Source organism: Azonexus hydrophilus DSM 23864 (genome assembly GCF_000429605.1).
Lineage (GTDB): Bacteria > Pseudomonadota > Gammaproteobacteria > Burkholderiales > Rhodocyclaceae > Azonexus > Azonexus hydrophilus.
In genome coordinates, this window is record NZ_AUCE01000012.1 from 426,318 (window position 1) to 438,387 (window position 12,070).

Genomic DNA, 12,070 nt, shown 5'->3' on the forward strand with positions numbered 1-12,070 from the left:
CGAGGCTGATCCCTATGTCCGCCAAGCTGGAAACGCTTAGCCAGAAATTGCAGGATCGTTTCGGAGACAAGCTGCTGTCGACCAAGCTCGCCCTCGGTGAGCTGACCGTGGAAGTCGCCGCCAACGATTATTTTGCCTTCATGCAGACGCTGCGCGACGACGCCGACCTGTCCTTCGAGGAATTGATTGACCTCTGCGGCGTCGATTACTCGACCTGGGGCGATGGCGCCTGGACCGGCAAGCGTTTTGCGACGACCGTGCATCTGCTGTCGATTGCCCACAACGTCCGCCTGCGCGTCCGCGTCTTCGCCGACAACGACGATTTCCCGGCGGTCGATTCGGTGACCTCGCTGTGGACCAGTGCCAACTGGTTCGAGCGCGAGTCCTTCGACCTCTACGGCATCGCCTACGTCGGCCACGAGGATCTGCGCCGCATCCTGACCGACTACGGTTTCATCGGCCATCCCTTCCGCAAGGATTTCCCGATTTCGGGCCATGTCGAGATGCGTTATGACCCGGATCAAGGTCGCGTGATCTACCAGCCCGTTACCATCGAACCGCGCGAGAACACGCCGCGCATCGTCCGCGAAGACACCTACGGGGATCCGGCACATGGCTGATATCCGCAACTACACCCTCAACTTCGGTCCGCAACACCCGGCCGCGCACGGCGTGCTGCGTCTGGTGCTGGAAATGGACGGCGAAGTCGTCCAGCGCGCCGACCCGCACATCGGCCTGCTCCACCGCGCCACCGAAAAGCTGGCCGAGACCCGGACCTGGGTCCAGTCCGTGCCCTATATGGACCGTCTCGACTACGTGTCGACGATGTGCAACGAACACGCCTACTGCCTGGGCGTCGAGAAGCTGCTGCAGCTCGAAGTGCCGGAGCGCGGCAAGTACATCCGCACGATGTTCGACGAAGTCACGCGCATCCTCAACCACCTGTTGTGGATCGGCTGTCACGCCCTCGACGTCGGTGCGATGACCATGGCGTTGTACACCTTCCGCGAACGCGAAGACCTGATGGATGCCTACGAGGCGGTTTGCGGTGCGCGTCTGCACGCGGCTTACTACCGTCCGGGCGGCGTCTATCGCGATCTGCCGGACCGCATGCCGCAGTACCGTGAGTCGACCTGGACCAGTGCCAAGAAGGCCAAGGAGCTCAACGACAATCGCAGTGGTTCGCTGCTCGACTTCCTTGAAGATTTCACCGACCGCTTCCCGAAATACCATGCCGAGTACCACACGCTGCTGACCGACAACCGGATCTGGAAACAGCGTCTGGTCCATGTCGGCATCGTCAGCCCGGAACGGGCCATGCAACTCGGCTTCACCGGCGCCATGCTGCGCGGTTCCGGGATTGCCTGGGATCTGCGCAAGAAGCAGCCCTACGCGGCCTACGACAAGGTCGATTTCGACGTGCCGGTCGGCGTCAATGGCGACAGCTATGACCGCTACCTGGTGCGCATGGAGGAAATGCTCCAGTCGAACCGCATCATCAAGCAGTGCATCGCCTGGTTGCGCGCCAACCCGGGTCCGGTGATCACCGACAATCACAAGGTGGCACCGCCGAACCGTGAGGCGATGAAGTCGAACATGGAAGAGCTGATCCACCACTTCAAGCTGTTCACCGAAGGCATCCACGTGCCGCCGGGCGAGGCCTATGCCGCGATCGAACATCCGAAGGGCGAGTTCGGCATCTATTTCGTTTCCGACGGTGCCAACAAGCCCTACCGGATGAAGATCCGCGCGCCGGGCTTTGCGCATCTGGCGGCGATGGACGAAATGGCGAAGGGCCACATGCTGGCCGACGTCGTGACGATCATCGGTTCCCAGGATGTTGTTTTTGGCGAGATTGACCGCTGATGTTTTCCGCTGACACCCTACAGAAATTCGCCCGCGAGGTCGCCAAGTACCCCGCCGAGCAGAAGCAGTCGGCCGTCATGGCCTGTCTGGCCCACGCCCAGGAAGAAAAGGGCTGGCTGCCGCCCGAGGCCATCGAAGCCGTTGCCGATTACCTCGGCATGCCGCCGATCGCTGCCTACGAGGTCGCTTCCTTCTACAATATGTACGACCTGAAGCCGGTCGGCAAGTACAAGATCACGGTGTGTACCAACCTGCCGTGCGCGCTGTCCGGCGGTTATCACGCCGGCGAGTACCTGCAGCAGAAGCTCGGCGTCGGTTATGGCGAGACCACTGCCGACGGCAAGTTCACGCTCAAGGAAGGCGAGTGCATGGGCGCTTGCGGCGATGCGCCGGTGTTCATCGTCAATAATCGCTCGATGTGCAGCCACATGCATCCGGAACAGATCGACAAGCTCCTTGAGGAGTGCAAATAATGGCCATGTTGGGGGCAATCAATCCGGTCCTGATGGCCGGCCTGAACGGTGATGACAGCTGGCGCCTGAAGGATTACGTCGCCCGTGGCGGCTACGAGCAGTTGAAGCGCATCCTGCAGACCGGCATGACCCAGGAAGACGTCATCGGCGAAGTCAAGAAGTCGGTCCTGCGCGGCCGTGGCGGCGCAGGTTTTCCGACCGGTCTGAAGTGGTCGTTCATGCCGCGTTCCTTCCCCGGCGACAAGTACGTCGTCTGCAATACCGACGAAGGTGAACCGGGGACCTTCAAGGACCGCGACATCATGCGCTACAACCCGCATGCGGTCATTGAGGGCATGATCATCGCCGGTTTCGCGATGGGTGCCAATCGTGGCTACAACTACGTGCACGGCGAAATCTGGGAAATCTACAAGCGTTTCGAAGAAGCGCTCGACGAAGCCCGTGCCGCCGGCCTGCTCGGCCAGAACATCCTCGGCACCCAGTTCGGCTTCGAACTGTTTGCCCACCACGGTTACGGCGCCTACATCTGCGGCGAGGAAACCGCGCTGCTCGAATCGATCGAGGGCAAGAAGGGCCAGCCGCGCTTCAAGCCGCCGTTCCCGGCGTCCTTCGGTCTGTACGGCCGGCCGACGACGATCAACAACACCGAGACCTTCGCCTCCATCCCCTTCATCCTGAAGATGGGCGGCGAGGAATTCCTCAACCTGGGCAAGCCGAACAACGGCGGCACCAAGCTGTTCTCGGTGTCCGGCCACGTCAATCGCCCGGGCAACTACGAAATCCCGCTCGGCACGCCGTTCTCGACCCTGCTCGAAATGTGCGGCGGCATGCGCGGTGGGCGCAAGCTGAAGGCGGTCATCCCCGGTGGTTCGTCGGCGCCGGTGATGCCGGCCGACGTGATCATGGACTGCACCATGGATTACGACTCGATCAGCAAGGGCGGGTCGATGCTCGGTTCCGGCGCGGTCATCGTCATGGACGAGACGGTGTGCATGGTCAAGGCGCTGGAGCGCCTGTCCTTCTTCTACCACGAGGAATCCTGCGGCCAATGCACGCCCTGCCGCGAAGGTACGGCGTGGATGTACAAGGTCGTGCATCGCATCGAGAACGGGCAGGGCAAGCCGGAAGACCTCGACCTGCTCAACAGCGTGCTCGGCAACATCGCCGGCCGGACCATCTGCGCGCTCGGCGACGCGGCGGCCTTCCCGGTGCAGAGTTTCCTCAAGCATTTTGGCAGCGAATTCGAGTACCACATCGAGCACAAGACCTGTCTGGTCCCGAAGGATGTTCAGTGGGCCGGCAGCGGCTTCCACAAGATCCCGGCCTGACGGCTTACGCGTTAGTTACGAAAGAACTGGCTACAAGGTAGCGACATGCTAGAAATCGAAATCGACGGCAAGAAAGCGCAAGTGCCCGACGGCAGCACGGTGATGGATGCCGCGCAGCAGTTGGGTGTCTATATCCCGCACTTCTGCTACCACAAGAAATTGTCCATCGCGGCCAACTGCCGGATGTGCCTGGTCCAGGTGGAAAAGGCGCCGAAGCCGCTGCCCGCGTGCGCGACGCCGGTGACCAACGGGATGAAGGTGTTCACCCACTCCGACCTGGCCGTCAAGGCGCAGAAGGGGGTGATGGAATTCCTGCTGATCAACCACCCGCTCGACTGCCCGATCTGCGATCAGGGCGGTGAATGCCAGCTGCAGGACATGTCGGTCGGTTACGGCCCGATGCAGAGCCGCTACACCGAGGAAAAGCACGTCGTCTTCCACAAGGATGTCGGCCCGCTGATCTCGATGCAGGAAATGAGCCGTTGCATTCACTGCACGCGCTGCGTCCGTTTCGGCCAGGAAGTCGCCGGCATCATGGAACTGGGCATGGCCAACCGCAACATGCACTCCGAGATCATGACCTTCGTCGGTCGTTCGGTCGATTCCGAACTGTCCGGCAACATGATCGACCTGTGCCCGGTCGGCGCCTTGACCTCGAAGCCTTTCCGTTACACCGCCCGTTCGTGGGAACTGCAACGGCGCAAGTCGGTCAGCCCGCACGATTCGGTCGGCGCCAACCTGGTCGTCCAGGTCAAGCACGACAACGTGATGCGCGTTCTGCCGCGCGAGAACGAAGCGGTCAACGAGTGCTGGATTTCCGACAAGGAACGCTTCTCCTACCAGGCACTGAATTCCGATGCCCGTCTGACCAAACCGATGGTCAAGCAGGGTGGCGAGTGGCGTGAGGTCGAATGGAATGTCGCCCTCGACTACGTCGCTCACGGCCTCAAGGACATCGTCCGCGATCACGGTGGTGACGCCGTCGCCGCGCTGGCTGCACAGCATGCCACGGTCGAGGAATTGTTCCTGCTGGGCAAGCTGATGAAGGGCATGGGCAGCGGCAATATCGATTTCCGCACCCGCCAGTCCGACTTCGGCACTGACTTCAAGCGCGCCGGTGCGCCCTGGCTGGGCATGCGCCTGGCCGAGATCAAGGATCTCGACGCCGCGCTGGTGGTCGGTTCCTTCCTGCGCAAGGATCATCCGCTGATCGCTCAGCGCCTGCGTCAGGCCGCCAAGAAGTGGACCAAGGTCAGCCTGTTGTCGGTGGCCGGCGACGATCAACTGATCAAACTCTACGGCAGCCTTACCGTGGCGCCGTCGCAACTGGCGCTGGCATTGGCTGCGGTGGTTCGCGCCGCCGCCGAGGCCAAGGGCGTGGCCGTGCCGGCCGGTCTGGAAAACGCCGCCGTCTGCGACGAGAGCCGCAAGATTGCCGCCAGCCTGCTTGAAGGCGAGAAGCGCGCGATCTTCCTCGGCAACGTCGCCACCCAGTGTGCCGACGCCACCCAACTGCACGCGCTGGCCAACCAGCTCGGCGCCATCACCGGGGCCACCGTCGGTTTCCTCGGCGAGAGCGGCAACACGGTCGGCGCTCACCTGGCCTGGGCCCTGCCGAGCCAGGCCAACGCCCGCCAGATGTTCGCGCAGCCGCGTCGCGGCTACGTGCTCTACGGTGTCGAACCGGAACTCGATTGCGCCAATCCGCAGCCGGTCATGGCTGCGCTGAAGCAGGCGGCCATGGTCGTCGTCATGTCGCCGTTCAAGTCGCCGGCGGCACTCGAATACGCCGACGCGATCCTGCCGGTGGCTCCGTTCACCGAAACCTCGGGCACCTTCGTCAATATCGAAGGCCGCGTCCAGTCGTTCAACGGCGTCGTCAAGCCGCGCGGCGAAACCCGTCCGGGCTGGAAGGTGCTGCGCGTGCTCGGCAACGTCCTCAATCTCGATGGCTTTGCCTACACTAGCAGTGAGCAGGTCCGCGACGAAGTGCTCGGCGCCGGTGTCGAATTCGCCGCCGCTCTCGATAACGGCCTGAACGGCGTCACCATTGCCCTGCCGGGTGCAGCGGCAAGCGGTCTGCAGCGTATCGCCGACGTGCCCATCCACTTTGCCGATCCGCTGGCCCGCCGGGCGCCGGCGCTGGCGCAGACGGCCGACGGCGTCGCTCCGACGCTGCGTGCCGCCGCCGCTACGCTGGCCGCGATCGGCGTCGAGTCCGGTGCTTCGGTACGGGTCCGCCAGGGTCACGGCGAGACCGTGCTGGTTGCACGTCTCGACGACAAGGTGCCGGCCGGCTGCGTCCGCGTTGCTGCGGCGCATCCGACGACTGCGATGCTGGGCGAAATGTTCGGCGACATCACCGTGGAGCGTGCATAAATGGACGCACTGATGAATTTCGGACAAGGGATCTTCGGCGGCGCCTGGCCGGCCGTGTGGACCCTGATCAAGATCGTGCTGATCGTCGCCCCGCTGATGCTCGGCGTCGCCTACCTGACCTACTTCGAGCGCAAGGTCATCGGCTTCATGCAGGTGCGTATCGGCCCCAACCGTGTCGGTCCCTGGGGTCTGATCCAGCCGATCGCCGACGGTCTGAAGCTGCTGCTCAAGGAAATCATCGTTCCCAGCGGTTCGAGCAAGGCAGTCTTCGTCATCGCCCCGATGCTCGCCATCGCCCCGGCGCTGGCCGCCTGGGCGGTGATCCCCTTCACCGACACGCTGGTCCTCGCCAACATCGACGCCAGCCTGCTCTACATCCTGGCGATCACCTCGATGGGCGTCTATGGCGTGATCCTGTCCGGCTGGGCGTCGAACTCCAAGTACGCCTTCCTCGGCGCGATGCGTTCGGCAGCGCAGATGGTGTCGTATGAAATCGCCATGGGCTTCGCCCTGATCACCGTGCTGATGATTGCCGGTACGCTGAACTTCGTCGATATCGTCGATGGTCAGAACAAGGGCATGTTCGCCGACATGGGGCTGGGCTTCCTGTCGTGGAACTGGCTGCCGTTGCTGCCGATGTTCCTGGTGTACCTGATCTCCGGCACCGCCGAACTGAACCGCGCACCGTTCGACATCGCCGAAGGCGAATCGGAAATCGTCGCCGGCTTCCACGTTGAGTACTCGGGCATGGCCTTCGCGCTGTTCTTCCTCGCCGAGTACGCCAACATGATCCTGGTGGCGGCGCTCACTTCCCTGCTGTTCCTGGGTGGCTGGCTGTCGCCGGTCGGTTTCCTGCCGGATGGAATCTGGTGGATGTTCGCGAAGATGTCCTTCGTGCTCTTCCTGTTCCTGTGGTTCCGCGCCACCTTCCCGCGTTATCGCTACGACCTGTTGATGCGCCTTGGCTGGAAGGTCTTCCTGCCGCTGTGCTTCTTCTGGGTCATCATCGTCGGCGCGTGGATGATCAGCCCGCTGAACATCTGGAATTGAGGAGAGAAGAATGGGTTCGATGAAGGAAGTCTTCAACAGCCTCTTCCTCAAGGAGCTGCTGAAAGGCATGTCGGTGACGGGCAAGTATTTCTTCGCCCGCAAGATCACCGTCCAGTATCCGGAAGAAAAGACGCCGCAGTCTTTCCGTTTCCGCGGCCTGCACGCGCTGCGCCGCTACGAGAACGGCGAGGAACGCTGCATTGCCTGCAAGTTGTGCGAGGCAATCTGCCCGGCCATGGCCATCACCATCGAGGCCGAGCCGCGTGATGACGGTTCGCGCCGGACGACGCGCTACGACATCGACCTGACCAAGTGCATCTTCTGCGGTTTCTGCGAGGAAGCCTGCCCGGTCGATGCCATCGTCGAGACGCGCATTTTCGAATATCACGGCGAGAAGCGCGGTGATCTCTACTACACCAAGCAGATGCTGCTGGCCAACGGTGATCGCTACGAACAGCAGATCGCCGAAGACCGCGCACTCGATGCGCCCTACCGCTGACAGGTGCCTGTAATGGATTTTCAAACCGCTGTCTTCTTCTTCCTCTCGGCGATCCTGGTGTTTGCCGCGCTGCGTGTGATCACTGCGCGCAACCCGGTCTATGCCGCCTTGCACCTGATGCTCGCCTTCTTCACCACCGGCGGCCTCTGGCTGATGCTGCAGGCAGAGTTCCTCGCCATCGCGCTGATCGTCGTCTATGTCGGCGCGGTGATGGTGCTCTTCCTGTTCGTCGTGATGATGCTCGACATCAACATCGACCGCATCCGCGAAGGCTTCTGGCGCTACCTGCCGCTCGGCGCCGTGCTCGGTCTGGTCATGGTGCTGGAAATGGGTCTGGTGCTCGGCAGCAAGTACTTCCAGGTGCCGATCTCGGAAGTCGTGGTTCCGGCCGGGGTGTCCAACACCAAGGAAATCGGTGCGCTGCTGGTGACCGACTACGTCTTCCCCTTCGAACTCGCCGCCGTGATCCTGCTGGTCGGCATGATCGCCGCCGTGGTGCTGACCTTCCGCGGTCGCAAGGCATCGAAGATCTCGAATCCGAACACGCAGGTGTTCGTCAAGGCCAAGGACCGCGTGCGCGTGCTCCAGATGCCTGTTGAAAAGGACTGACCGGGGCGACCATGCTGACACTTTCCCTTTCGCACTTCCTGATCCTCGGCGCGATCCTGTTCGCCATCGCCGTGGTCGGCATCTTCCTCAACCGGAAGAACCTGATCGTGCTGCTGATGGCCATCGAACTGATGCTGCTGGCGGTCAACATGAACTTCGTGGCGTTTTCGCATTTCCTTGGCGATCTCTCCGGGCAGGTCTTCGTCTTCTTCATCCTTGCCGTCGCGGCGGCCGAGGCCGCCATCGGCCTGGCCATCCTGATCGTGCTGTTCCGCAACCTCAAGAGCATCCATGTGGATGACCTGGGCAGCCTGAAGGGTTAAACATGGACATGAAATCGCTCTACTTGCTCGTACCGCTGGCGCCGCTGGTCGGTGCCATCATCGCCGGCCTGTTCTGCCGTATCATCCCGCGCTGGGTCGCCCATACCGCGACCATCGCCGGTGTTGGCATTGCCTTCGCCGCCTCGGTGGTGATCTTCATGGACGTGATGGCCGGCAACACCTTCAACGGTACGGTCTATACCTGGCTGACCTCCGGCACCTACACCTTTGAAGTCGGTTTCCTGATCGACACGCTGACCGCGACGATGATGCTGGTCGTCACCTCGGTGTCGCTGATGGTGCATATCTACACCATCGGCTACATGCAGGAAGATCCGGGCTACAACCGTTTCTTCAGCTACATCTCGCTGTTCACCTTCTCGATGCTGATGCTGGTGATGGCCAACAACTTCATGCAGCTGTTCTTCGGCTGGGAAGCGGTCGGCCTCGTCTCCTACCTGCTGATCGGTTTCTGGTACACGCGGCCGACGGCGATCTTTGCCAACATCAAGGCCTTCCTGGTCAACCGCGTCGGCGACTTCGGTTTCATCCTCGGTATCGGCCTGGTCCTGGCGCACTTCGGTACGCTCGACTACGCCACGGTGTTTGCCAAGGCGCCGGAATTCGCCAACGCCACGATCAACATCTGGGGCGATCAGGAATGGTCGCTGATGACCGTCACCTGCATCTGCCTGTTCATCGGCGCCATGGGCAAGTCGGCGCAAGTGCCGCTGCACGTCTGGCTGCCTGACTCGATGGAAGGCCCGACCCCGATCTCGGCACTGATCCACGCTGCAACCATGGTGACCGCCGGCATCTTCATGGTGGCCCGGACCTCGCCGCTGTTCGAACTGTCGACCACGGCCCTGTCCTTCGTCATCGTCATCGGCGCCATCACCGCGCTGTTCATGGGCTTCCTCGGCATCATCCAGAACGACATCAAGCGTGTCGTCGCCTACTCGACGCTGTCGCAGCTTGGCTACATGACCGTCGCGCTCGGTGCTTCGGCCTATTCGGTGGCGATCTTCCACCTGATGACGCACGCCTTCTTCAAGGCGCTGCTGTTCCTTGCCGCCGGCTCGGTGATCATCGGCATGCATCACGACCAGGACATCCGCAACATGGGCGGCCTGCGCAAGTACATGCCGATCACCTGGATCACCTCGCTGATCGGTTCGCTGGCCCTGATCGGGACGCCTTTCCTGTCCGGTTTCTACTCCAAGGACTCGATCATCGAAGCGGTCAAGTTCTCCGACATTCCGGGCGCCGGCTTTGCCTACTTCGCCGTGCTGGCTGGTGTCTTCGTCACCGCCTTCTACTCCTTCCGCATGTACTTCCTGGTCTTCCACGGTGAGGAGCGCTTCGGCAAGGACGACCATGGTCACGGTCATGACGACCACGGCGACGATCATCACCATGGTCTGGCCCCGGGGCAGAAACCGCACGAAACGCCGTGGGTGGTGACGCTGCCGCTGGTGCTGCTGGCGATTCCGTCGGTGATCGTCGGTTACATCGCGGTTGGTCCGATGCTCGCCGGTGACTACTTCAAGGATGTGATCTACGTCGATCAGGCTGCCCACCCGGCGCTGGCCACCTTCCTCAGCACCTTCCATGGCGCGGCCGCGATGGGCATGCACGCCTTCGTCACCCCGGCCTTCTACCTGGCCTTCGGCGGTGTCGCCCTGTCGTGGTTCTTCTACATGAAGCGTCCGGACATTCCGGCGGCGATCCAGCGTCGTTTCTCCGGCATCAACACGCTGCTCGAGAACAAGTACTACTTCGACAAGATCAACGAATTCGTCTTCGCCGGTGGCGCCCGGGTGCTGGGCAAGGCCCTGTGGCGCGGCGGCGACGTCGGTCTGATCGATGGCCTGATCGTCAATGGCTCGGCCCGACTGGTCGGCTGGGTGTCCTCCATCAGCCGCCTCTTCCAGACCGGTTTCGTCTATCACTACGCCTTCGCGATGATCATCGGCCTGATTGCCCTGATGACGCTCTGGCTCAACCGCGCATAGTCTGAATCGCACGCAGAACAGCAAGGAATAACATGTCGAATTACCCGCTGCTATCTCTCGCCATCTGGATCCCCATCGGGGCGGGCCTGCTCGTCCTGATGACCGGCGGTGACCGCAATGCGCCGCTGGCCAGAATGCTCGCCCTCGCCGGCGCCGTTGCCGGCTTCCTCGTCACCGTGCCCTTGTGGCTCGGCTTCGACGTCAGCCAGGGCGGCATGCAGTTCGTCGAACTGGCCAACTGGATTCCGCGTTTCAACATCAATTACCACCTCGGTGTCGATGGCATCTCGATGCTCTTCGTGGTGCTCAACGCCTTCATCACCATCATCGTCGTCGCTGCCGGCTGGGAAGTGATCCAGAACAAGGTCGCCCAGTACATGGCCGCCTTCCTGATCATGTCCGGCCTGATGAACGGCATCTTCAGCTCGCTCGACGGCATCCTGTTCTACGTCTTCTTCGAAGCCTCGCTGATTCCGCTGTACCTTATCATCGGTGTCTGGGGCGGTGCCAACCGCGTCTATGCAGCGTTCAAGTTCTTCCTCTACACGCTGTTCGGCTCGCTGCTCTTCCTGCTGGCGCTGATGTATCTGTTCTTCCAGTCCGGCGGCAGCTTCTCCATCCTTGACTGGCACAAGCTGCCGATCGAGCTGACGCCGCAGATCTGGGTCTTCCTTGCCTTCCTGATCGCTTTCGCGGTCAAGGTACCGATGTGGCCGGTGCATACCTGGTTGCCGGATGCCCACGTCGAAGCGCCGACCGGCGGTTCCATCGTGCTGGCGGCCATCGGCCTCAAGCTCGGTGCCTACGGCTTCCTGCGCTTCTCGCTGCCGATCGCGCCGGATGCCTCGCAGGAACTGGCCGGCTTCATCATCGTCCTGTCGCTGATCGCCGTGGTTTATATCGGTTTCGTCGCCCTGATCCAGGCCGACATGAAGAAACTGGTCGCCTACTCGTCGATCGCCCACATGGGCTTCGTCACCCTCGGCTTCTTCATGTTCAGCGCGCTGGCCATCGAAGGCGCGCTGGTGCAGATGATCTCCCACGGCTTCGTCTCCGGCGCCATGTTCTTCTGTATCGGCGTCATGTACGACCGCGTGCATAGCCGCCAGATCGCCGATTACGGCGGCGTGGTCAATACCATGCCGAAGTTCGCTGCGCTGTTCATGCTGTTCACCATGGCCAATGCCGGTCTGCCGGCGACTTCCGGCTTCGTCGGCGAATTCATGGTCATCCTGGCGGCCGTCGAGTTCAACTTCTGGGTGGCCGTCCTAGCCGCCAGCTCGCTGATCATGGGTGCCGCCTACTCGCTCTGGATGTACAAGCGGGTGATCTTCGGCGCCGTGGCCAACAAGCATGTCGAGGAACTCACCGACATCAACGGGCGCGAGTTCGCCATCCTCGCCGTGCTGGCCATCTGCACGCTGTGGATGGGTCTGTACCCGCAAGTTTTCACCGAAGTCATGCACGCCTCGGTCAATGACCTGCTGCGTCACGTGGCCGTCAGCAAGATTCACTAAACGGTAGCCGA

11 protein-coding genes are annotated in these 12,070 nt (G+C 62.1%); all 11 read left to right on the forward strand.

The genetic code is table 11. From position 1 onward, the window contains the following. Positions 1 to 14: 14 nt before the first annotated feature. The 11 genes from G471_RS0106195 to G471_RS0106245 are packed head-to-tail and all read left to right on the forward strand — an operon-like array spanning position 15 to position 12,059. On the forward strand, positions 15 to 620 hold the full coding sequence (locus G471_RS0106195) for an NADH-quinone oxidoreductase subunit C (protein WP_028994583.1): 606 nt from the start codon (positions 15 to 17) through the stop codon (positions 618 to 620). Beyond that, a complete protein-coding gene (locus tag G471_RS0106200) occupies positions 613 to 1,866 on the forward strand; it encodes an NADH-quinone oxidoreductase subunit D (protein ID WP_028994584.1) in 1,254 nt (417 codons plus the stop codon). Before G471_RS0106195 ends, G471_RS0106200 begins: the two co-directional genes overlap by 8 nt. Then, positions 1,866 to 2,339 carry an NADH-quinone oxidoreductase subunit NuoE gene (gene nuoE, locus G471_RS0106205; RefSeq protein ID WP_028994585.1) on the forward strand — a complete coding sequence of 158 codons (474 nt, stop codon included), beginning with the start codon at positions 1,866 to 1,868 and terminating at the stop codon, positions 2,337 to 2,339. The genes G471_RS0106200 and nuoE overlap by 1 nt, the downstream gene beginning before the upstream one ends. Further along, positions 2,339 to 3,667, forward strand: coding sequence for an NADH-quinone oxidoreductase subunit NuoF (gene nuoF / locus G471_RS0106210; protein WP_211226392.1), 1,329 nt, complete (start codon positions 2,339 to 2,341; stop codon positions 3,665 to 3,667). The genes nuoE and nuoF overlap by 1 nt, the downstream gene beginning before the upstream one ends. A gap of 45 nt (positions 3,668 to 3,712) precedes the next feature. Next, positions 3,713 to 6,046 (forward strand): NADH-quinone oxidoreductase subunit NuoG, encoded by a 2,334-nt coding sequence (nuoG, locus tag G471_RS0106215; RefSeq protein WP_028994587.1) that lies wholly within the window; start codon positions 3,713 to 3,715, stop codon positions 6,044 to 6,046. Continuing rightward, positions 6,047 to 7,096 carry an NADH-quinone oxidoreductase subunit NuoH gene (gene nuoH / locus G471_RS0106220; RefSeq protein ID WP_028994588.1) on the forward strand — a complete coding sequence of 350 codons (1,050 nt, stop codon included), beginning with the start codon at positions 6,047 to 6,049 and terminating at the stop codon, positions 7,094 to 7,096. A gap of 10 nt (positions 7,097 to 7,106) precedes the next feature. Beyond that, on the forward strand, positions 7,107 to 7,595 hold the full coding sequence (gene nuoI, locus G471_RS0106225) for an NADH-quinone oxidoreductase subunit NuoI (protein ID WP_028994589.1): 489 nt from the start codon (positions 7,107 to 7,109) through the stop codon (positions 7,593 to 7,595). Between the two features lie 12 nt (positions 7,596 to 7,607). Beyond that, a complete protein-coding gene (locus G471_RS0106230; RefSeq protein ID WP_028994590.1) occupies positions 7,608 to 8,204 on the forward strand; it encodes an NADH-quinone oxidoreductase subunit J in 597 nt (198 codons plus the stop codon). Positions 8,205 to 8,215: 11 nt separating this feature from the next. Continuing rightward, positions 8,216 to 8,527: an NADH-quinone oxidoreductase subunit NuoK gene (gene nuoK, locus G471_RS0106235; protein WP_028994591.1), complete on the forward strand. Its 312-nt coding sequence runs from the start codon at positions 8,216 to 8,218 to the stop codon at positions 8,525 to 8,527. A 2-nt stretch (positions 8,528 to 8,529) separates the two neighbouring features. Continuing rightward, complete coding sequence (gene nuoL / locus G471_RS0106240; protein ID WP_028994592.1) at positions 8,530 to 10,542, forward strand: NADH-quinone oxidoreductase subunit L; 2,013 nt, start codon at positions 8,530 to 8,532, stop codon at positions 10,540 to 10,542. Positions 10,543 to 10,574: 32 nt separating this feature from the next. After that, the gene (locus tag G471_RS0106245) at positions 10,575 to 12,059 is read left to right on the forward strand and encodes an NADH-quinone oxidoreductase subunit M (protein WP_028994593.1); all 1,485 of its coding nucleotides are present in this window, start codon (positions 10,575 to 10,577) and stop codon (positions 12,057 to 12,059) included. The last annotated feature ends 11 nt before the right edge of the window (positions 12,060 to 12,070 follow it).